Here is a 20,822-nt window from a genome sequence, read left to right on the forward strand (position 1 = left end):
GCGGTACGGCTCAACCCCGGGCCGGCTCCTCGGGGAGGTCCTCGACGTACGTCGGGCGGCCGGACACCGCGTCCCGGACCTTGTCCACCACGCCGAGAGCCGGCTCGACGACCTTGTTCCACGGTGGCGTGGCGGGGGTGCCCGGGTGCGGGCGCGTGGGCGCGGCCTCCTCGGCGATCTCCACCCGGTTGCCCAACCGGATCAGGTCCGTCTCGCTGGCCGACGCCCGCAGGGCGGGGAAGATCGCGGTCCGCGCGGTCTCGGCGTGCCGGCGCAGTCCGTGTGCGAGCTCGTCGGCGAGCTCGTCGAACCGGGCGTCGGCCGGCGTGACGCCGGAGAGCTCCTGCAGCGTACGCAGCAGCGCGGTGTCCGCCTCGAGTTCCCGGTCGGCCACCGTGCCGCCGTCCGGCAGCACGCTGCGGACCGTGGGGTAGAGGTACTGCTCCTCACCGGAGAGGTGTCGGGCCACCGTCGCGGTCAGCACCTCGGCGACCTGGCTCCGCCGCTCGGTCGGGGTGTCGTCGGTGAGTTCGGCGCAGAGCGCCACGATCTGGTCGTGCTCCTGGGCGAGCAACTCGACCATGCTCTGTCCGCCGGGCCGGTAGTCCTCGTCCTCCACGGTGGGGGGCAGTGGGGGCAACGGCACGCTCACGGTTGGGCCTCCTCAAGGACTGGTCCAGGAACCGGTGCCACCGTATCGACCGGGGCTGTTGCCTGGACAGCGCGCAGGTACCCGCGCCCTTCGGCGGCGAAACCCGACGGCGGGTGGGGCCGGACGCTCCGACCGGGTGGGCTGGTATGAAGAAGCCCATGAGTAGCCACTCCGCGTCCGCCCAACCGAGCGCCGTCGACGAGGTCGTCGAGCTGTGCCGGGACCTGCTCCGGATCGACACCAGCAATACCGGCGACAACGCCACCACGGTCGGTGAGCGGGTGGCCGCGGAGTACGTCGCGGAGAAGCTCGCCGAGGTGGGCGTCGAGGCGCAGCTGCGGGAGTCGGCGCCGGGCCGGACCAGTCTGGTCGCCCGGATCCCCGGTACCGACCCGACCCGGGGCGCCCTGCTGGTGCACGGCCACCTGGACGTGGTGCCGGCGGACGCCGCCGAGTGGTCGGTGCACCCGTTCTCCGGGGAGGTCGCCGACGGTTACCTCTGGGGTCGGGGCGCCATCGACATGAAGGACTTCGACGCGATGGCGCTGGCGGTGGTCCGCGACTGGCAGCGCACAGGCGTACGCCCACCGCGTGACATCGTCCTCGCCTTCACCGCCGACGAGGAGGCGGGCGGGGAGTACGGCGCGCACTTCCTGGTCGACCGGCACCCCGAACTGCTGGAGGGCTGCACCGAGGCCATCGGCGAGGTCGGCGGGTTCTCCTACACCGTCAACGACGACCTGCGGCTCTACCTGATCGAGACGGCGGAGAAGGGGCTCGAGTGGCTGCGGCTGCACGCCCGCGGCCGCCCCGGCCACGGCTCGATGGTGCACGACGACAACGCCGTCACCGCGCTGGCCGAGGCGGTCGCCCGGGTCGGCCGGCACCGGTTCCCGGTGGTGGTCACCCCGACCGTGCGGGCCTTCCTGGAGCAGGTCTCGGAGGCGCTCGGCATCGAACTCGACCCGGAGGATCCGGAGCTGGCGATCGCCAAGCTCGGCCCGATCGCCAACCTGATCGGCGCGACCATCCGGAACACCGCGAACCCGACCCGGCTCGCCGCCGGCTACAAGGACAACGTGATTCCGGGCCGGGCCAGTGCCACCATCGACTGCCGCAGCCTGCCCGGCCAGTCCGACATCTTCCTCGAACAGCTCCGCGAGGTGGTCGGCCCGGACATCGAGATCGAGTACGTGCACCGCCAGCCGGCGGTCGAGACGAGTTTCGACGGGGACCTCGTCGACGCGATGGCGGCGGCGCTGCGGGCCGAGGATCCGGGTGCCCGGGCGGTACCGTACATGCTCTCCGGCGGCACCGACGCGAAGGCGTTCCAGAAGCTCGGCATCCGTTGTTTCGGCTTCGCGCCGCTGCGGCTGCCGGCCGACCTGAACTTTTCCGCGTTGTTCCACGGCATAGACGAGCGGGTGCCGGTCGAGGGGCTACAGTTCGGCGTGCGGGTGCTCGACAGGTTCCTGCGCCAGAGCTGAGCACGCCAGAGCCGATCCCGCCAGCGCCGGTCCGGCCGACTCGACTCGTCCGGTCCGCACCCGGTCCACCTAGTCTCCGTCTTCCATCCAGTTCCCGGCCCTGTCGGAGCGCCGCCTGTCCGGCGGACGTCCGGCGCCGCCGCTGACACACCGTATCGAAGGGACAGACCACAACATGACCGACCAGCACGCCGAGCTGGACGCCGCCCTGGAGCGGGTCGTCGAGACCGCCCGGGCGCACCTCGCCGCGGTCCGGGCCGCCGAGGGCCGGATCGACGACGACGCCGTCTGGCAGGCGTACGTCGAGCTCAACAACGCGTCGTACGAGTACGACGAGCTCCTGCTCGACGCCTTCGGCGAGGTGACGCCCTGGGACGTGGAGGCGATCGACCCGGACGAGGCGGACGAGCGTTTCGGGGTGGGCGCCGGCGGTGTCGACGGCACCGAGCCGAACGACCCGCACCCGTTGGTGCTCTCCGTGCGGCACCGCCGGGACTACCGGGTACCGAGCGTGGCGGCGCTGCTCCGGGTGGCCCAGGCGGCCCGCCGGGCCGGTACGCCGGAGGACGAGGAGTCCGCGCCGGTCGAGGGTGTCGGCGAGGCGGTGCTCGAGCTGTTGCAGACCGGCGACGGGTCGCTGGGCGCCCTGGACATTCCCGAGCTGGAGCCGCTGGACGGGGTGGTGATGGTCAGCGAGGTGGCCGTACCGCTCGACCTGGAGGCGTTCGACGACGAGGACAGCAGCGGACCGTTCGCACCCGGGCCGGACGACCGCCTGGTCGGTCGGCTGGACGAGCACCCGTTCCTGTCGGACGCCGACGAGGAGATCGAGTCGAGCCGCTAGCGCCGGTTCGGCCGCGCCCCGGGGGGGGGCCCCCGGGGGGGGCCGCGCACTAAGCAACGGCCGGGGGCGCCGGGTTTTACCCCCGCCGCCCCAAAGGCGGGTTGTTGGAGCGCCGCGGCCCGGGGGGGGGGGGGGCCCCGGGGGGGGCCCCCCGGGGCGGCGCCCGGCTCAGTACGACAGGCCCGGCTGCGACTGGTTGACCACCCGACGCCGCAACATCACCTGGCGGGTACCGTCGCGGTAGAGCCGGACCCGGGCCAGTTCCCAACCGGAGAATTCGGCCTGGATCGCCAGTTGCGCCATCGCGGTCACGCGGTCGACATTCGGCGGTAACCGCAACGGCGCGTACTCGTAGTCCATGGTCCCTATCCTGCCCACCCCGGTTGGACGGCACCAGTCCTTCGTCGGCGTGAGCTGGACCTCCCGGATCGGCTGGTCGGCGCGCTCGGGACCGTCGGTGGTCCGCGCCGGGTCAGCCGTCCCGTTCGGGGTAGCCGACCGGCACCGCCGAGACGTCGTCGAGAGCCCGGGCGATCTCGTCCGGCAGGGTCATCCGCTCGACCTGGAGGGCGCCGAGCAGCTGCCCGACCGTGCGGGCACCGAGGATCGGGGCGACCACCCCGGGACGGTCCCGGATCCAGGCGAGGGCGACCTCCAGCGGCGACACCCCCAGTCCGGACGCCGCGGTGGCCACCGCCTCCACGATGCTGGAGCAGCGAGGTTCCAGGTATCGGGCGACGAAACGGTCAAAATGCGCCGAGGCGGCCCGGGAGTCGGCCGGCCGGCCGTGCCGGTACTTCCCGGTCAGCACTCCGCGACCGAGCGGCGACCACGGCAGCACGCCGAGACCCAGGCTCTCGCAGGCGGGCAGCACCTCCCGCTCGACGCCGCGTTCGAGGAGCGAGTACTCGACCTGGACGGCGACCACCGGGGCCCGCCCGGGGAAGGCGGCCTGCCAGGTGGCGGCCTGCGCGGTCTGCCAGCCGGAGAAGTTCGAGACCCCGACGTACCGGACCCGGCCGCTGTTCACCGCGTGGTCCAGGGCCGACAGCGTCTCCTCCAGCGGCGTGGCGGGATCGTAGCCGTGCACCTGCCACAGGTCGACGTGGTCGGTGCCGAGCCGGCGCAGCGACGCGTCCAGGGTGCGCAGCAGATGACCCCGGGAACCGTCCCGTCGGCGGGCGGAGCCCGGGCGGAGCCCGGCCTTGGTGGCGATCAGTACGTCGTCGCGGGGGACCAGCGAACCCAGCAGGGAACCGATCACCGCCTCCGCGTCCCCGTCGCTGTAGACGTCGGCGGTGTCGACCAGATTGCCCCCGGCGTCGAGGTAGCTCTTCAGTTGTGCGGCAGCGTCATCAGAGTCGGTGTCCCGACCCCAGGTCATGGTGCCGAGCGCGAGCCGGGAAACCGCCAGCCCGCTTCGGCCGAGCGGTCGCTGCTGCATGGTTGAACTCTATTCAGAACATCGTCCCGCCGATATCCTCGCTCCCGCCATTACCACCGCGCGTTCCACCACAAAACCGACGTCCGGGCACTGTCGCGACATGTCCCACCGGGCGGCGTCGAACCCGTCGGCGGATTGGCCCCACCGGTCGTCGAGCGCCGCCACGCCATTGCGTACCCTGATGCGACTCGCGACGACAGGGGGAGACGGAGCAGTGCGACTCGGGCTCAGCCTCGGCTACCAGACGGCGTGGAGCACACCGGCGGACCACCTGGCCCTCGCGCGGGAGGCGGACCGTCTCGGCTACTCGGTGGTCTGGGCCGCCGAGGCGTACGGTTCGGACTCGCCCAGCATGCTGGCCTGGATGGCCGGCCAGACGGAGCGGATCGACCTCGGCGCCGGGGTGATGCAGATCCCGGCGCGCAGCCCGGCGGCGACCGCCATGACCGCGGCCACCCTCGACGCGGTCTCCGGCGGCCGGTTCCGACTCGGCCTCGGCGTCTCCGGGCCGCAGGTCTCCGAGGGCTGGCACGGGGTGCGCTTCGCCAAACCGCTCGCCCGGACCCGGGAGTACGTCGACATCGTCCGCCTCGCGCTGGCCCGCAAACCGGTCGAGTACGACGGCGCGCACTACCGGCTGCCGCTGCCGGACGGCCCGGGCAAGGCGCTGCGGCTCGGCTTCCACCCGCCCCGCGAGCACGTGCCGATCTACCTGGCCGCGGTCGGGCCGAAGAACCTGGAACTCGCCGGCGAGATCGCCGACGGCTGGCTGGCGGTCTTCTACGCGCCCGACTTCGCCGCCGAGCAGCTCGCTGCCGTCTCCGCCGGGCGGGCCCGGGCCGGCAGAGAACTCGCCGGTTTCGACGTGGTACCGACCGTGCCCGTGGTGCTCGGCGACGACGTCGCCGCCTGCGCCGAGCTGGTCCGCTGGTACGCGGCGCTCTACGTCGGTGGGATGGGCAGCCGGGAGCAGAACTTCTACAACCAGCTCGCCACCCGGATGGGCTACGGGGACGCGGCCCGCGAGGTGCAGGACCTCTACCTGGCGAAGCGGCAGCGGGACGCCGCGGCGGCGGTGCCGCTGGAGTTCATCGACCGGACGTCGCTGCTGGGCCCGGTCGAGCGGATCGCCGAGCGGATGCGGGAGTACGCGGCGGCCGGGGTGACCACCCTCTCGGTGAGCCTCTTCGTGGCGGACGTCGAGAGCGGCGTACGGACGCTGCGGGCCTGCGCGGAGGCGCTGGACCTCGCCGGGGTCGGCGAGTGACCGGACGTGACCGGCGGACCGGGCCGGCCGGTCCGGGGTCGCCTCGGCGACCCGTGGTGTGGGGAGACGGTGCGACCGGGCGGAACGTCCGGCCGGGCGGGCCGACGGGACATGACGAGGGGCGCACGGTGCTGCGGAGCGGGGTACGAGGGTGAGCTGGATCGAGGCAATCGTCCTGGGCATCGTCCAGGGGCTCACCGAGTTTCTTCCGGTGAGTTCGTCGGGGCACCTGCGGATCACCTCGGCGATCTTCTTCGACCAGGACGCCGGCGCGTCGTTCACCGCGGTCACCCAGCTCGGCACCGAGGCCGCCGTACTGCTCTACTTCGCCAAGGACATCTGGCGGATCACCCGGGTCTGGGTGGTCGGCATCTGGGACAGCTCGGTGCGTTCGAGCCTGGACTACCGGATGGGCTGGTACGTCATCATCGGCTCGATCCCGATCGGGTTGTTCGGGTTCCTGTTCAAGGACCAGATCCGGACGGCGGCCCGGAACCTCTGGCTGGTCGCCACCACCCTGATCGTTTTTGCCTTTGTGCTGGCCTTCGCCGAGTACTGGGGCCGGCAGACCCGGCGGATCGAGAACTTCACGCTGCGGGACGGCGTGGTCATGGGATTCGCCCAGGCGATGGCCCTGATTCCCGGGGTGTCCCGGTCCGGCGGCACGCTCACCGCGGGGCTCTTCCTCAACCTCACCCGGGAGGCGGCGGCCCGCTACTCGTTCCTGCTCGCCATTCCGGCAGTGGTGATGTCCGGCATCTTCAGCCTGCCGGACGTCTTCGACAGCAGCGGCGGCGGCTCGATCCCGACCCCGGCCCAGATGATCGTGGCCACGGTGATCGCCTTCGGTCTCGGCTACGCCTCGATCGCCTGGCTGTTGCGTTATGTCGCACATCACAGCCTGTACGTCTTCGTCCTCTACCGGGTCGCGCTCGGCAGCCTGGTCCTGGCGCTGCTCGGCACCGGGACGATCGCGGCGACCTGATCATCGGTCCGGTCCGGTCCGGCCCGGCGGTCGCGTCCGGCTGGCCAGCCGCTGGTCACCCCGGTTCCACCGGCCCGCCGGCGTCCCGGCCGGGCCGGCCCGTCCGCCGCTGCGGCGGGCCGTAGGGTGGGCTGCGTGGCAACCCTTCTGCTCCTCCGGCACGGCCGGACCACGGCGAACGCCGACGGCGGCCTGGCCGGACGCCAGCCGGTGGAACTCGATGACACCGGTCGGGCCCAGGCGGCGGCCGTCGGGGCGCGGCTGCGCGCGGTCCCGCTGGCGGCGGTGGTCACCAGCCCGCTGATCCGGTGCCGGCAGACCCTCGACCTGGCGCTCCCGGACGTCGCGCCGGTCGTCGAGGACGGGCTGGTCGAGTGCGACTACGGCGCCTGGCAGGGCCAGCCGCTGAAGAAGCTGGCCAAGGATCCACTGTGGCAGGTGGTGCAGCAGCACCCGAGCGCGGTGGTCTTCCCGGACGGCGAGTCGATGGCGGGCATGGCGACCCGTGCCGTCGAGGCGGTACGCCGCTGGGACGCCCGGATCACCGCCGAGCACGGGCCGGAGGCGGTCTGGCTGGCCTGCAGCCACGGTGATGTGATCAAGGCCATTGTCGCGGACGCGATGGGCGTGCACCTCGACCAGTTCCAGCGGATCGTGGTCGATCCCGGTTCGGTGACCGGGATCCGGTACACCCCGGTGCGGCCGTTCCTGCTCCGACTCAACGACACCGGCGGTGAGCTGGCCGGCCTGGTGCCGCCGAAGCGGTCCCGGCGGCGCCGGGCGGCCCGTACGGCGGACTCCGACGCCCCGGTCGGCGGTGGCGTCGGCGCGGTCGGCACCGGTACCGACGCCGACCGGGACGCGGACCTGCCCGCGCCGGTGGCGGGCGCGGGCGGTGGCCGGTGAACCTCCGTGGCGGAGCCCTTCGGACCGGGCGCCCGTCGGGGTCCGGCCACCCGCCGGCCGGGGAGCCACGGACCGCCCCGGTACGCCGGCACCGGGACCGGATGGTGATTCGCGTCGGTGGGCTGCGCGGCGTGGTACCGGGCCGGATAGGGTCGTGGGTATGACCCACCAGGTGCACGCATTCGAGCCGCCGGAGCGGTTCGTCGCCGGGACCGTGGGGCCGCCGGGCGACCGGACGTTTTTCCTGCAGGCGCGGGGTGGCGGGCGCCTGGTCAGTGTCGCTCTGGAGAAGGTCCAGGTGTCGCTGCTGGCCGAGAAGCTCGAGGAGCTGCTCACCGAGGCACACCGGCGGTTCGGGGTCGAGTTGCCCGAGCCGCCCAAGGTCACCTCGGACAACGAGCCGCTGGAGACGCCGGTGGACGAGGAGTTCCGGGTCGGCACCCTGGGGCTGGCCTTCGACGTCGACACCGCCACGGTGGTGATCGAGGCGATCGCCGCGGGCGAGGCCGAGGCGGAGATCGAACTCGGCGACACCGAGGGCGAGGTCGACGAGGATGACGAGGAGCCGGCCGACGACCTGGACCGGTTGCGGGTGCGGCTGACCCCGCAGGCGACCCGGGAGTTCATCGACCGGGCCCGCCGGGTGGTGGCCGCCGGTCGTCCGCCGTGCCCGCTCTGCGGTCAGCCGCTCGACCCCGCCGGGCACCTCTGCCCGCGTCACAACGGCTACCACCGGTGACCGGTCCTGTCGGCGTACCGGGATCGTCCCGGTGACCTCGTCCGACCTGCGACCCGTGCTGGACGAGAGTGACGCGCTGCGACTCCTGCTCGGTGGCGAGTTGGAGTTGGAGGGGCGGCTGGTCGACGCCTCGAACACGACGTTGCGGGCGTTCCTGACCCTGGACGGGGTCACCGTCCGCTGCGTCTACAAGCCGATCCACGGGGAGCGACCGCTCTGGGACTTCCCGGACGGCACCCTGGCCGGCCGGGAGGTCGCCGCCTACCTGGTGTCACGGGCCAGCGGGTGGGACCTCGTCCCGCCGACGGTGCTCCGGGACGGCCCGTTGGGTCCCGGAGCCTGCCAGCTCTGGATCGACGAGCCGGAGCAGGCCGACCCGCTGGTCGGGTTCGTCCCGGCGGGCAGTCTTCCGCCCCGCTGGTTCCGGGTCGCGGCCGCCCAGGACGACGACGGTACGCCGTACGCGCTGGCGCACGCCGACGATCCGCGACTGGCCCGGCTCGCGGTGCTCGACGCGGTGCTGAACAACGCGGACCGCAAGGGCGGCCACGTGCTGTACGGGCCGGACGACCGGATCTACGGCGTCGATCACGGGGTCTGCTTCCACGTGGAGGACAAGCTCCGGACGGTGCTCTGGGGGTGGGCGCGCCGATCCCTGCCGCCGGATGTCCGGGAGATGCTCGACGGGCTGGCCGGGGCGCTCGCCGGTCCGCTGGGGGAGAGTCTCGCGGAGCACCTGACCATCGGGGAGGTCGCCGCCACCGCCCGGCGCGTCGACCGGCTCCGTGACGGCGGTCGGTTCCCGGTCCCCTCCGACGAGTGGCCGGCGATCCCGTGGCCGCCGATCTGACCCGCCCGCGACCCGTCCGGCCACCCGGTCGCCGCCTGGCTGCGCCGGTCTGACGTCTCCCGCCCGGCGACTCGTCCGGCCACCCGGTTGTTGCCCGGCTGGGCCGGTCTGACCCGCCCGCGACCGTCCGTCCCCGGCTGCGTCGGCCTGACCCGCCCGCGACCAGTGGCGACCCGGTCCCGGGCCCGGTTCCTGGGCCGCTGGGTGCCCTGTCGGTCTGATCACCTTCGTGACCGGGCGGGCGGAGCCGCCGTCGTCGGCTGGCTAGGGTGTGACCATGGAATCCTGGGTGGGGCACGACATCCCTCGGCTGCCGGGTAGGGGCCAGCCGCTCGCCTTGTTCGACTCCGCGCGCCAGGCGGTGCATCCGACCCGCCCCTCCGGCCCGGCGACGATGTACGTCTGCGGCATCACCCCGTACGACGCCACCCACCTGGGACACGCGGCGACCATGATCACGTTTGATCTCGCCCAGCGGGTCTGGCGGGACGCCGGCCATCCGGTCAGCTATGTGCAGAACGTCACGGACATCGACGATCCGCTGCTGGAGCGGGCGGAACGGGACGGCGAGGACTGGAAGGTGCTCGCCATGCGGGAGACGGCGCTGTTCCGGGAGGACATGGAGGCGCTGCGGATGATCCCGCCGGCGCACTACGTCGGCGCCGTCGAGTCGATTCCGGCCATCGCCGAGAAGGTCCGGTCGCTGCTGGACGAGGGGGCGGCGTACCGGCTCGACGACGGCACCGGGGACGTCTACTTCGACATCGCCGCCGCGCCCCGGTTCGGCTACGAGTCCAACCTCTCCCGGGACGAGATGCTGCCGCTCTTCGCCGAGCGGGGCGGGGACCCGCAACGGGCCGGCAAGCGCGACCCGTTGGACCCGCTGCTCTGGCGCGGTGCCCGGGACGGCGAGCCGGCCTGGCCCGGTGGGGCGCTGGGGCCGGGGCGGCCGGGCTGGCACATCGAGTGCGCGGTGATCGCGCTGGGCCTGCTCGGTGACCGGATCGACGTGCAGGGCGGCGGCAACGACCTGCTCTTCCCGCACCACGAATGCTCCGCCGCCCATGCCGAGCGACTGACCGGGCAGGCGCCGTTCGCCAGCCACTACGTGCACGCCGGCATGATCGGCCTGGACGGGGAGAAGATGTCGAAGTCCAAGGGCAACCTGGTCTTCGTCTCCCGGCTGCGGGCCGACGGGGTGGACCCGATGGCGGTGCGGCTTGGCCTGCTCGCCGGCCACTACCGGTCCGACCGGGAGTGGACCGACGACGTGCTCAAGGTCGGCACCCAGCGGCTGGCCCGGTGGCGGGAGGCTGCCGCCGCACCGGTCGGCGCCTCCGGAGCCGACCTGCTGGCCGGGGTGCGCGAGCGGCTCGCCGACGACCTGGACACCCCGGGCGCGCTGGCCCGGGTGGACCAGTGGGCGGACGACACGCTCGCTGGTACCGGGACCGATCCGGAGGGACCGGGACTGGCGGCCGCGACCGTCGACGCCCTGCTCGGCGTACGGCTCTAGGGTCGGGCCGGCCGCGTTCCGTCGTTTCCGGTGTCGCCGAGGAGAAGCCCCGCTGCGCGCAGCTGAGCCGGTCAACCGCCCGGCTGGCGCCTCCCGTGGTCGACGACCGGTGGTCGCGGTCGCGGGGCGGGACCCTGCCGGGCGCCCGGACCTCGCCGTGCTCAGCGTCAGCCGAGCACCAGCCCGGGGTCCGGTTCGGGGTCCGCGACCGGCCCCGGGATCTGGTACTGCTCGGTCAGTGTGGTCATCGGGCCGGGCCAGGTGGCCTGGGCGACCTCGATCGGCCGGTGCTGGGTGTCGTAGGCGACGTGCAGCAGGTGCAGCACCGGGGTGTCGGGACGGATCTGCAGTGTCTCCGCCTCCTCCCGACTGGGTTGCCGGGCACTGATCTGGTCGGTGGCTGACACGTAGCGTCGGCCGATCGCCTCCTCCGCCTCCTGGTACAGCGGTCGGCCGTAGGCCTCCATCCGTTCGAGGCTGGTGCCGGCGGCGTCGGCCACCCGGAACCAGGAGGCACCCACCTCGACCGGAACGTCCTCGGTGCGTACCAGATGCCGCCGGACGATCAGTTCGGTCCCGTCGGCGACCCCGAACGCGTCGGCGACCTCCGGCGGCGCCGGGGCCCGGCCGACCTGGATCAGCTGTTGCCGGTACCGGGCGGCGAGGTCGGCGTGGTAGCCGCGGTGACCGCCGTAGCGGCCCCGGGACAGTCGGTTCAGGCGGCGTCGGGTGCCCCGGACGTACGTGCCGGAGCCCGGCTTGGTGATCAGCACCCCCTCGACCCGGAGCTGGTCGATCGCGCGTTGCACGGTCTGCTTGGCCACCCCGAACATCTCGGCGATGGCCGGGATGGACGGCAGTCGGTCGCCGGCGGCCCAGTCCCCGGCCCGGATCTTGGCGCGGAGCTGGGCCGCGATCTGCCGGTGCGGAAACTCGGCGGCCCCGGGGTTGATCTGCATGACGCACTCCCGTCAGCAATAGCACTAGGTTCCTAGGATGCCGTACGGGAGGTGATCCCGGCAACCCCGACACACCGGCGTACCGGAGCGGATTTCGGAATCATGCGGCGCCACCGGATGCCTCACCGGACGGAGGGGCCGGCCGTGGGCCCCACGACGAGGCGTCCCGTCGGCCGAGGCCGGGGCCGGGGCGGTTCAGGACCGGGATGGCCGGGCCGGTTCAGCTTCGTGACGGCCGGTCGCCCGGGCCTCCAGTCGCCGGAACTCGGGCGACCTGACCGTCCGTACCGTCGCGGCGAGCACGAGGAGACAGAGCGCCGCCCCAGCCCAGAAGACCGCCCGCACGCTGACCAGTTCGGCGGTGAAGCCGGCGACCAGGGCACCCAGCGGCATCGAGCCCCAACTGGTCAGCCGGCTGACCCCGCTGTAGCGCCCCATCATCTCGTCGGGTACGACAAGCGCGCGCAGCGAACTGTAGGCGACGTTCCAGGCGCCGGCGCCCGCCCCGCCCAGGAACGTCGTCACCGCGATCAGCCACGGGGACGAGGAGATCGCCGGCGCGGCCAGCAGCACGGCGAAACAAGCCATCGACGTGCCGAGGACGACCTGCCGTCCCAGCCGGCGGGTGACCGCAGGTGCGACGGAGGCACCCATGACACCGCCCACGCCCAGCGCGCCGATCAGCAGTCCGTACTCCGAACGGCTCAGATCCATCGGTCCGGGGGTGACCGCGTGGACGACGATGACCGCCATCCACGCCGCCCAGCAGCCGCTCGCCACGCCGGCCACCAACAGCAGGGTCCGCAGGATCCTCTCCCGCCACACGTACCGGACGCCCTCCCGGATGTCGGCGCGGAGACCGGTCGCCCTCGTCGCCGATCCGGGGTGGCGGTCGCTGCGGTAACGGCCGGTCATGATCGCCAAGGCGAACAGGGCGCCCGCGTAGCCCACGCCGCCGAAGCCGAGCGCGACGGCCAGTCCGGCGGCGGCGAGCAGACCTCCCAGGGACGGCCCGACGAACTCGTTGGCGGCGGTCTCGGTGGCGGTCAACTTCGCGAACGCGGATTCCATCCGACCGCGGGACACGACCATCGGCACGACCGCCATCCGGGCGGTGTCGGCGAACACCTCGGCGGTGCCGAGGAGCAGTGCCGCCGCGTACAGGCCGGACAGCGGCAGCAGGTCCGCGAGGATGCCGCCCACGAGCACCGCGAGGGCCAGGGTGCGCGCGGCGGCCATGGTCATGATCAGGCGGCGGCGGTCGACCCGGTCGACGAGTACCCCGGCGGGCAGTGAGAACAGCAGCCAGGGCAGGGTGTTGGCCAGGGTGACACCGGCGACCAGCGCGGGGGAGTCCGTCATCGAGACGGCCACCAGGGGCAGCGTCAGCTTGACGACGCCGTCGGCCAGGTTGGTGACCGCGGCATCGGCCCACAGCGCGATGAAGTTCCGCGTGCCCACGGTCGGTCGGTCACTCGGCGGAGGGTCGCTTGGCATGGCGAGGATCTTGCGGTGTCTTCCGGCGCCGCCCTAGAGTTTCGACCGGAGGCGAAACGTGGCGGTGTTCCTGGTCGACGCCGAAGTCATGGCGCAGGCGCGGTTCGGCACCTCACAGCTGACCGAGACGGTGGGGGCGCTCAACATCCTGCGTCGGGACCAACCGCTTCCGTGGCACCGGGGCTGGCGGGACCGGCATGTCGGTGCCTTCCGCGACTACCTCGACGGCGACCCGACGGCCTCGGCAATCGTGGCGCACGCGATCTCGTCCTCCTGGATGGCGGACTTCCTGACCGTGCCGCCGGCCCGTCCGAACATGACACTGGACGACGAGCTCCTGGTGCTGGAGTCACTGCCGGACGAGCGGATCCGTGACGATCTGGCCCGCGTACGTGCCCCGTTGGCCCCGGAACTGCGTCGTGCGGGGTTGGCGAGCCGGACGGCCGCCCTGCTGCGCTGGGTCTGGCAGCACACGATCGAGCCGGACTGGCCGCGCCGACAGTCGGTGCTGCGGGCCGACGTGGTTTCCCGGATCTCCCGCCTGGGCCGGGACGGCTGGTCCGGCGTCATCAACGACATGCGGCCGGGCATGCGCTGGCTCGGCAACGGCCGGCTCCAGGTCCAGGAGCGGCCCTACCCGCCGTGCGACGTGCGGGGCGGGGACCTGACGTTCTTCGCGGCCCACTGCCGGGGAGGCTGGGTCTCCTGGCGGCTGCCCGACCGCTTCGGGATCGTCTACCCGGTGACGGGGATCTTCGCCGAGGCCGCGCTCAGCACGCCGGATCCGCTGCGCCGGCTGCTCGGGAACGCGCGGAGCAGGATTCTGGTACGGGCGGCTGAGCCGGTCAGCACCACGGCGGTGGTCGCCGCGACCGGACTGCCGCTCGGCACGGTCGGTGGTCACCTGCGGGTGCTGACCGAGGCCGGTCTGCTCCAGAAGCGCCGGTCGGGCCGGGAGGTTCTCTACTGGTGGACGGATACCGCCCGGGCGCTCGTCGCCGGTCCCTCGTCGTTCTGACCGGCCGCCACGGATCTGCGGGACCGGCGCCGGGGCGACGTTGCTCGGGGCGGGGATCCGGCCCCGGTGCGCGGACTCCGGTCGCCCGGACACGCCGCCGGGCCCGGCGCCGACGAGGATCGGCTCCGGGGCCCGGATCAGCGGCGGACGGCGCCGGGCCTGGCGAAGCCGGGGCCCGTGCGGGTCACCAGGAGCCGGCGGTGGGGCCGGCCGAGCCGCCCCGACGGCGCAGGTACTTCTCGAACTCCTGGGCGATCTCGTCTCCGGTCAGCGGCTGGATGCCGGCGTCGCCGACCCGCTCCTCCAGCTCGCGGACGTACTCGCCGAGTTCGGCGTCCTGCTCGGCGGCGGTACGCACCCGCTGTTCCCACTCGGCGGCCTCCTCGGCCAGGTCCGACATCGGGACCGGCAGGTCGAGCACCTCCTCGACCCGGTGCAGCAGGGCGAGGGTCGCCTTGGGGCAGGGAGGGTTGTTCGCGTAGTGCGGTACGTGCACCCAGAACGAGACGGCGTCGACCTCGGCCCGGGTCGCCGCGTCGTGCAGGACGCCGACGATGCCGGTCGGGCCGTCGTACCGGGTCGGGGTCAGCTGGTAGCGCTCGGCGGCGTCGGGGTCGGAGGCGCTGCCGCTGATCGGCAGTGGCCGGGTGTACGGCACGTCGGCCAGCAGCGCGCCGAGCAGCACGACCCGGTTGACCTCCAGGCTGTGGCAGAGCTCCAGCACCTGCTCGCAGAAGGTGCGCCAACGCATGCTCGGCTCGATGCCCCGGATCAGCACCACGTCCCGGTCGGTGCCGTCCGGACTCGCCACCATGAACCGGGTGGTCGGCCACTCGACCCGTCGGGTCTCGCCGTCGGCCATCGTGATCGTCGGCCGGCTCACCTGGAAGTCGTAGAAGTCCTCGGGGTCCAGTTCGGCGATCTGACGGGCCTGCCACACCTGTTCGAGGTGTTCCACCGCCGCCGTCGAGGCGTCCGCCGCGTCGTTCCAGCCCTCGAAGGCCGCGATCGCGACCGGCGAGCGCAGCACAGGCAACCCGTCGAACTCGGTCACGCGGTACCCCCAGCGTGCGTACCGGCGCCGAGTCGCCGGGGGTGACCCCGCCGCGCGGCGGTCCCCGCGCCGAACCTGGTACTGCCGTCCCTGTTGTCCCTCACGTCCGTCAGCCTACGTCTCGGACTCGGACACGGCCCGCCGGCCGCGCCGGCTGTCGACCCGTCCGGGGTGGTACGGGTGGGATGACGGCTGGCAGGACCACCAATTTCCTGGACATAACCGACGATAGCGCTACACCGGGGAGCTTGTGGAACGGTGTGCCTACTCCCAGTGACAGGAGCTGGTCCGCACTAGCCTGGAAGGGTGCCGATTCCGTTACTCGAGGCGCTCGCGCAGCGGGTTCTGGTCGCCGACGGGGCGATGGGCACGATGTTGCAGGCCGCCGACCTCACCCTGGACGACTTCGAGGGCCACGAGGGCTGCAACGAGATCCTCAACGTCACCCGCCCCGACGTGGTCCGCGCGGTGCACGACGACTACCTGGCCGCCGGTGCCGACTGTGTGGAGAGCAACACCTTCGGCACCAACCTCTCCGCCCTGCGCGAGTACGGCCTGGAGCACCGCATCGCCGAGCTGGCCGAGGCCGGGGCGCGGCTGGCCCGGCAGGCCGCCGACGCGGCGGGTACCCCGGAACGGCCGAGGTACGTGCTCGGCGCGATCGGGCCGGGCACCAAACTGCCGACGCTGGGCCACGTGACGTACCGGGAACTGCGCGACGCGTACCAGCGCAACGTCGCCGGCCTGCTCGCCGGCGGTGTCGACGGACTGGTCGTCGAGACCTGCCAGGACCTGCTCCAGGTCCGGGCCGCGGTGGTAGGCGCCCGGCGCGCGGCGGCCGACGCCGGTCGGACGGTGCCGCTGATCTGCCAGGTGACCGTCGAGACGACCGGCACCATGCTGCTCGGCAGTGAGATCGGCGCCGCGTTGACCGCGTTGGAGCCGCTCGGCATCGACCTGATCGGGCTGAACTGCGCGATCGGGCCGGCGGAGATGACCGAACACCTGCGGTACCTGTCCCGGCACGCCCGGGTGCCGCTGTCGGTGATGCCGAACGCCGGACTGCCGGAACTGACCGCCGACGGGGCCCGCTACCCGCTGACCCCGGACGAGCTGGCGGACGCGTTGCGGCGGTTCGTCGTCGACTACGGTGTCGCGCTGGTCGGCGGATGCTGCGGTACGACACCGGAGCACATCCGGACGGTGGTGCGGCGGTTGCGGGACGTCGCGCCGCCGACCCGGTCACCGGCGCCGGAACCCGGCGCGTCCAGCCTCTACCACCCGGTCCCGTTCGCCCAGGACGGCACCGTCCTGCTGGTGGGGGAGCGGACCAACGCCAACGGCTCCCGGGTGTTCCGGGAGGCGATGCTGGCCGGGGACTGGCAGACCTGCGTCGAACTGGCCCGTGAGCAGGCCCGGGACGGCTCACACCTGCTCGACCTCTGCGTCGACTACGTCGGGCGGGACGGCGTACGGGACATGCGGGAGGTCGCTGGCCGGTTCGCCACCGCCTCCACCCTGCCGGTCGTGCTGGACTCGACCGAGCCGGCGGTACTCGAGGCGGGGCTGCAGCTGCTCGGCGGGCGCTGTGTGGTCAACTCGGTCAACTTCGAGGACGGCGACGGCCCCGGGTCCCGGTACGCCCGGGTGATGCCGCTGGTCGCCGAGCACGGCGCCGCGGTGGTGGCGCTGACCATCGACGAGGAGGGCCAGGCCCGGACGGCCGAGTGGAAGGTACGGGTCGCCGCCCGACTCATCGACGACCTGACCGGCCGGTGGGGGCTGGACCGGGCGGACATCCTGGTGGACTGCCTGACGTTTCCGATCGCCACCGGCCAGGACGAGACCCGGCGGGACGGAATCGAGACGATCGAGGCGATCCGGGAGATCAACCGGCGCTATCCCGGGGTCAACTCCATCCTGGGCGTCTCCAACGTCTCGTTCGGTCTGAACCCGGCCGCCCGGCAGGTGCTCAACTCGGTCTTCCTGCACGAGTGTGTCGAGGCCGGGCTGACCGGCGCGATCGTGCACGCGAGCAGGATCCTGCCGAACTCCCGGATCCCGGACGAGCAGCGGGAGGCCGCGCTCGACGTGGTCCACGACCGGCGCCGGGACGGCCACGACCCGGTACGGCGGTTCATCGAACTGTTCGAGGGTGTCGACGCCGCCGCGTCCCGGGCCGGCCGGGCGGAGGAACTGGCCGCGCTGCCGCTGGACGAGCGGCTGAAGCGCCGGATCGTCGACGGCGAGGCGGGTGGCCTGGAGGCCGACCTGGACGCCGCGCTGACCACCCGGTCCGCCCTGTCGATCATCAACGAGTTGCTGCTGGACGGGATGCGGGTGGTCGGTGAACTCTTCGGCGCCGGCCGGATGCAGTTGCCGTTCGTGCTGCAGTCGGCGGAGGTGATGAAGGCCGCGGTGGCCCGGCTCGAACCGCACATCGAGAAGGCCTCCGACGGCGGCAAGGGGCGGATCGTGCTCGCCACGGTCCGGGGCGACGTGCACGACATCGGCAAGAACCTGGTCGACATCATCCTCTCCAACAACGGCTACGAGGTCGTCAACATCGGCATCAAGCAGCCGATCGGCGCCATCCTGGCGGCGGCGGAGGAACACGACGCGGACGCGATCGGGATGTCCGGTCTGTTGGTGAAGAGCACTGTGGTGATGAAGGAGAACCTCGCCGAGATGGCGGCCCGCGGGGTTGCCGACCGGTGGCCGGTGCTGCTCGGCGGTGCGGCGTTGACCAGGGGGTACGTCGAGGACGACCTGCGTGCCGGGTACGCCGGAGAGGTGCACTACGCGCGGGACGCGTTCGAGGGGCTGGCCCTGATGGACCGGCTGATGGCGGCGCGGCGGGGCGGTACCCCGGTGGTGGACGCCGAGCGGGAGTCGGCGTTGGCGGCCCGGCGGGCGCGCCGGGAACGTCGCCGCGCCGCCGTCGCCGAGGAGTTGCCCGACCTCACCGACGCGTCGGTCCGCTCGGACGTGGCGGTGGACGTGGCCGTGCCGACGCCGCCGTTCTTCGGCACCCGGGTGGTCCGGGGCATCCCGTTGGCCGAGTACGCGGCGCTGCTCGACGAGCGGGCCACGTTCCTGGGCCAGTGGGGGCTGCGCGGGTCGCGGGGCGGTTCGGGGCCGACGTACGAGGAACTGGTGGAGACCGAGGGCCGGCCCCGGCTGCGGTACTGGCTGGACCGGCTCGCCGCCGACCGGGTGCTGGAGGCGGCGGTGGTCTACGGTTACTTCCCGGCCTGCTCCGAGGGCAACGACCTGGTGGTGCTGGATCCCGACGGCGCCACCGAGCTGGCCCGGTTCGGTTTTCCCCGACAGCGTCAGGGACGTCGACTCTGCCTGGCCGACTTCTTCCGGCCCCGGGGCGGGCCGCCGGACGTGGTCGCGCTGCAACTGGTCACCGTCGGGCAACCGGTCAGCGACTACACGGCGGCGTTGTTCGCCGGCGACTCCTACCGCGACTACCTGGAGGTGCACGGCCTGTCGGTGCAGCTGACCGAGGCGCTCGCCGAGTACTGGCACCGGCGGATCCGGTCCGAGCTGGTGCTGCCCGGCGGCGGTACGGTCGGCGACGGGGATCCGCCGGACCTGGCCGGCCTGCTCCGTACCGACTACCGGGGCTGCCGGTACGCGTTCGGTTATCCGGCCTGCCCGGACCTGGCGGACCGGGCCAGGTTGGTGGCGCTGCTGGACGCGGAGCGGATCGGGGTGCGGCTCTCCGAGGAGTTCCAGCTGACGCCGGAGCAGGCCACCGACGCGATCGTGGTACACCATCCGGAGGCGGGCTACTTCAACGCCCGGTAGCCGTCCGGCCCACCGCGCGCCCGGGCGGCCCCGGTGGCCCCGGACCGTCCGGAGAGGACGGTCGCCCGGTCCGGCACCGGGCGGTCGGCCCGGTGTTTTGACGGGCTCGGCACCATGGGACGGTGTGCTGGTTGCTCGATCCCGTGGGAGGCCGTGATGCGTCCGTTTCGTCGTACCGACCGGTTCTGGCGGCTGCTGGCTCTGACCGTCACGGCGGTGGTCGCGGGTGCCTGTTTTGTCGGACCACGTGACGGGCAGGAGCCGTCGCCACCGGACGGCCCGGCGACCCCGACGCCGACCAGCGGCTCCGAGCAGGCCGGGGCGGACCGACCGATGAACGTCGACGACTTCGAGCAGGACATGAAGACCGCGGTCCGGGTCGCCGAACTGTACTGGGCCGGGGAGTTCCGCGAGGCGGGGGAGCGGTTCCAGCGGGTCAGTCAGATCAGCGCGTACCGGCGGGCGGGTGAGATCGAGTGCGGGGGCCAGGCCCTGCCGACGAACAACGCGGTCTACTGCTCGGTCGGCGACTTCATCGCGTACGACATCAACTGGGCGGTGGTGGCGTTCCAGCAGATCGGTGACGCGTTCCTGTACTACCTGCTCGGTCACGAGTACGCGCACGCCATCCAGGCCCGTCTCGGGGTCCGGCACGAGTACACCATCCAACACGAGTTGCAGGCCGACTGCATGGCCGGCGCGTACATCGGTGACTCGGAACGCGGCCAGGTGCTCGCCGTGGAGGAGGGCGACATCGACGAACTGCTGGCCGGGCTGCGGGCGGTCGCCGACGACCCGAACCAGCCCTGGTTCGCCGAGGACGCGCACGGCACCGTGGAGCAGCGCACCAGCGCCTTCTTCGGCGGCTACCAGAGCGGGCTGGGCGCCTGCGACCTCGGCTGACGTGCCGATCCCGGCCGGGGACCGACTGAGGCGTCCGCCACAGTTCGACGTCGCCGCAGGCCGTGCGTCCGGCGAGGTTGGCAGGATCGGGACGTGACCCGTACCCGCGCCCGGGAGGCATCCTGAACGGCCAGCACCCCGCCGCCGTGCTCTTCGACATGGACGGCACCCTGGTGGACAGCGAGCGGCTCTGGGACACCGGGCTGCAGGAACTCGCCGCGCACTACGGGGGGACCCTCTCGGAGCCCGCCCGGCTCGCCATGGTCGGGACCAGCATGGCGGTGTCGATGGAGATCCTGCACACCGACCTGGCACAGCCGTGGCGGGACCCGGCGGACAGTACCGCCTGGCTGGAGCGCCGGGTGGCGGAGCTGTTCCTCACCGAACTGCGGTGGCGTCCCGGCGCGTTGGCCCTGGTGCAGGCGGTACGTGCGGTGCCGATCCCGACCGCGCTGGTCACCTCGACCGCCCGCAGCCTGGTCGAGGTGGCGTTGAACACCCTGGGTCGGGACACCTTCGACGTGATCGTCTGCGGCGACGAGGTGACGGCGACCAAGCCGGACCCGGTCCCGTACCTGACCGCGGCACGGCTGCTGGACGTGCCGATCAACCGATGTGTGGCGATCGAGGACTCACCGACCGGGGTGGCCAGTGCACTTGCCGCGGGGGCCAGCGTGCTGGCGGTGCCGAGTGTGGTGCCGATCGACCCGGTCGACGGCGTACACCTGCTGGAGACGCTGACCGGGGTGGACCTGGAGCTGCTCGGCGGACTGCTCGCCCCGCTCGACCTGCCCCGCTGAGCTGAGCCCGGTCCGGCCCGTCCGGCAGCGGGGCGGTGTCCGTCCGGACACCGCCCCGCACCAACCCGTGGCTACCCCCAAG

The 20,822-nt window shown here is 72.8% G+C and carries 17 protein-coding genes and 1 pseudogene; 12 read left to right on the forward strand and 6 right to left on the reverse strand.

Annotation, left to right across the window (positions count from 1 at the left end):
• Positions 1 to 10 precede the first annotated feature (10 nt).
• The gene (locus V1633_RS15515) at positions 11 to 652 is read right to left on the reverse strand and encodes a hemerythrin domain-containing protein (protein WP_331215013.1); all 642 of its coding nucleotides are present in this window, start codon (positions 650 to 652) and stop codon (positions 11 to 13) included.
• 158 nt (positions 653 to 810) lie between these two features.
• Here V1633_RS15515 and V1633_RS15520 point away from each other — a divergent pair, with 158 nt between their 5' ends.
• Positions 811 to 2,139, forward strand: coding sequence for a M20/M25/M40 family metallo-hydrolase (locus tag V1633_RS15520; protein ID WP_331215014.1), 1,329 nt, complete (start codon positions 811 to 813; stop codon positions 2,137 to 2,139).
• 175 nt (positions 2,140 to 2,314) lie between these two features.
• Positions 2,315 to 2,983 carry a hypothetical protein gene (locus V1633_RS15525; RefSeq protein ID WP_331215015.1) on the forward strand — a complete coding sequence of 223 codons (669 nt, stop codon included), beginning with the start codon at positions 2,315 to 2,317 and terminating at the stop codon, positions 2,981 to 2,983.
• 168 nt (positions 2,984 to 3,151) lie between these two features.
• Here the strand turns inward: V1633_RS15525 and V1633_RS15530 are convergent, their stop codons facing one another.
• Both V1633_RS15530 and V1633_RS15535 read right to left on the reverse strand, forming a co-directional pair.
• Complete coding sequence (locus V1633_RS15530; RefSeq protein ID WP_331215016.1) at positions 3,152 to 3,343, reverse strand: DUF5703 family protein; 192 nt, start codon at positions 3,341 to 3,343, stop codon at positions 3,152 to 3,154.
• Positions 3,344 to 3,455: 112 nt separating this feature from the next.
• Entirely contained in the window at positions 3,456 to 4,427 is a 972-nt protein-coding gene (locus V1633_RS15535; protein ID WP_331215017.1) for an aldo/keto reductase, read from the reverse strand.
• 214 nt (positions 4,428 to 4,641) lie between these two features.
• Here V1633_RS15535 and V1633_RS15540 point away from each other — a divergent pair, with 214 nt between their 5' ends.
• From V1633_RS15540 to mshC, 6 genes and pseudogenes are all read left to right on the forward strand, one after another.
• A complete protein-coding gene (locus V1633_RS15540; RefSeq protein WP_331215018.1) occupies positions 4,642 to 5,694 on the forward strand; it encodes an LLM class F420-dependent oxidoreductase in 1,053 nt (350 codons plus the stop codon).
• 151 nt (positions 5,695 to 5,845) lie between these two features.
• Positions 5,846 to 6,679, forward strand: a complete 834-nt coding sequence (locus V1633_RS15545) for an undecaprenyl-diphosphate phosphatase (protein WP_331215019.1) — start codon at positions 5,846 to 5,848, stop codon at positions 6,677 to 6,679.
• Positions 6,680 to 6,805: 126 nt separating this feature from the next.
• Positions 6,806 to 7,510: pseudogene (locus tag V1633_RS15550) on the forward strand (histidine phosphatase family protein); the annotation flags it as partial.
• A gap of 235 nt (positions 7,511 to 7,745) precedes the next feature.
• Positions 7,746 to 8,324 carry a DUF3090 domain-containing protein gene (locus V1633_RS15555; RefSeq protein ID WP_331215021.1) on the forward strand — a complete coding sequence of 193 codons (579 nt, stop codon included), beginning with the start codon at positions 7,746 to 7,748 and terminating at the stop codon, positions 8,322 to 8,324.
• 31 nt (positions 8,325 to 8,355) lie between these two features.
• Positions 8,356 to 9,174: an SCO1664 family protein gene (locus V1633_RS15560; protein ID WP_331215022.1), complete on the forward strand. Its 819-nt coding sequence runs from the start codon at positions 8,356 to 8,358 to the stop codon at positions 9,172 to 9,174.
• Between the two features lie 277 nt (positions 9,175 to 9,451).
• Positions 9,452 to 10,690 (forward strand): cysteine--1-D-myo-inosityl 2-amino-2-deoxy-alpha-D-glucopyranoside ligase, encoded by a 1,239-nt coding sequence (mshC, locus tag V1633_RS15565; protein WP_331215023.1) that lies wholly within the window; start codon positions 9,452 to 9,454, stop codon positions 10,688 to 10,690.
• Positions 10,691 to 10,857: 167 nt separating this feature from the next.
• Here the strand turns inward: mshC and V1633_RS15570 are convergent, their stop codons facing one another.
• Together V1633_RS15570 and V1633_RS15575 are read right to left on the reverse strand one after the other, a co-directional pair.
• Positions 10,858 to 11,649, reverse strand: coding sequence for a GntR family transcriptional regulator (locus V1633_RS15570; protein WP_331215024.1), 792 nt, complete (start codon positions 11,647 to 11,649; stop codon positions 10,858 to 10,860).
• A gap of 195 nt (positions 11,650 to 11,844) precedes the next feature.
• The gene (locus tag V1633_RS15575) at positions 11,845 to 13,146 is read right to left on the reverse strand and encodes an MFS transporter (RefSeq protein ID WP_331215025.1); all 1,302 of its coding nucleotides are present in this window, start codon (positions 13,144 to 13,146) and stop codon (positions 11,845 to 11,847) included.
• 58 nt (positions 13,147 to 13,204) lie between these two features.
• Between V1633_RS15575 and V1633_RS15580 the strand changes: the two genes are divergently transcribed.
• Positions 13,205 to 14,164 carry an ArsR/SmtB family transcription factor gene (locus tag V1633_RS15580; RefSeq protein WP_331215026.1) on the forward strand — a complete coding sequence of 320 codons (960 nt, stop codon included), beginning with the start codon at positions 13,205 to 13,207 and terminating at the stop codon, positions 14,162 to 14,164.
• A gap of 184 nt (positions 14,165 to 14,348) precedes the next feature.
• Here V1633_RS15580 and V1633_RS15585 read toward each other — a convergent pair whose 3' ends face one another.
• Complete coding sequence (locus tag V1633_RS15585) at positions 14,349 to 15,218, reverse strand: PAC2 family protein (RefSeq protein ID WP_331215027.1); 870 nt, start codon at positions 15,216 to 15,218, stop codon at positions 14,349 to 14,351.
• A gap of 306 nt (positions 15,219 to 15,524) precedes the next feature.
• On the opposite strand from V1633_RS15585, the gene metH reads away from it, so the two are divergent.
• The 3 genes from metH to V1633_RS15600 all read left to right on the forward strand — a co-directional run bounded on the left by metH (position 15,525) and on the right by V1633_RS15600 (position 20,740).
• A complete protein-coding gene (gene metH / locus V1633_RS15590; RefSeq protein WP_331215028.1) occupies positions 15,525 to 19,037 on the forward strand; it encodes a methionine synthase in 3,513 nt (1,170 codons plus the stop codon).
• Between the two features lie 156 nt (positions 19,038 to 19,193).
• Positions 19,194 to 19,940 (forward strand): neutral zinc metallopeptidase, encoded by a 747-nt coding sequence (locus V1633_RS15595; RefSeq protein ID WP_331215029.1) that lies wholly within the window; start codon positions 19,194 to 19,196, stop codon positions 19,938 to 19,940.
• Between the two features lie 146 nt (positions 19,941 to 20,086).
• The gene (locus tag V1633_RS15600; RefSeq protein ID WP_331215030.1) at positions 20,087 to 20,740 is read left to right on the forward strand and encodes an HAD family hydrolase; all 654 of its coding nucleotides are present in this window, start codon (positions 20,087 to 20,089) and stop codon (positions 20,738 to 20,740) included.
• Positions 20,741 to 20,822: the final 82 nt, after the last annotated feature.

Origin of the sequence: Plantactinospora sonchi, assembly GCF_036422035.1 — a bacterium.
GTDB classification, from domain to species: Bacteria; Actinomycetota; Actinomycetes; order Mycobacteriales; family Micromonosporaceae; genus Plantactinospora; species Plantactinospora sonchi.

Bases quoted from the DNA above. Each gene is read 5' to 3' on its own strand.
- V1633_RS15520 (WP_331215014.1), top strand. From the start codon at position 811: ATGAGTAGCCACTCCGCGTCCGCCCAACCGAGCGCCGTCGACGAGGTC.
- V1633_RS15525 (WP_331215015.1), top strand. From the start codon at position 2,315: ATGACCGACCAGCACGCCGAGCTGGACGCCGCCCTGGAGCGGGTCGTC.
- V1633_RS15530 (WP_331215016.1), bottom strand. From the start codon at position 3,343: ATGGACTACGAGTACGCGCCGTTGCGGTTACCGCCGAATGTCGACCGC.
- V1633_RS15535 (WP_331215017.1), bottom strand. From the start codon at position 4,427: ATGCAGCAGCGACCGCTCGGCCGAAGCGGGCTGGCGGTTTCCCGGCTC.
- V1633_RS15555 (WP_331215021.1), top strand. From the start codon at position 7,746: ATGACCCACCAGGTGCACGCATTCGAGCCGCCGGAGCGGTTCGTCGCC.
- mshC (WP_331215023.1), top strand. From the start codon at position 9,452: ATGGAATCCTGGGTGGGGCACGACATCCCTCGGCTGCCGGGTAGGGGC.
- V1633_RS15570 (WP_331215024.1), bottom strand. From the start codon at position 11,649: ATGCAGATCAACCCCGGGGCCGCCGAGTTTCCGCACCGGCAGATCGCG.
- V1633_RS15575 (WP_331215025.1), bottom strand. From the start codon at position 13,146: ATGCCAAGCGACCCTCCGCCGAGTGACCGACCGACCGTGGGCACGCGG.
- V1633_RS15595 (WP_331215029.1), top strand. From the start codon at position 19,194: ATGCGTCCGTTTCGTCGTACCGACCGGTTCTGGCGGCTGCTGGCTCTG.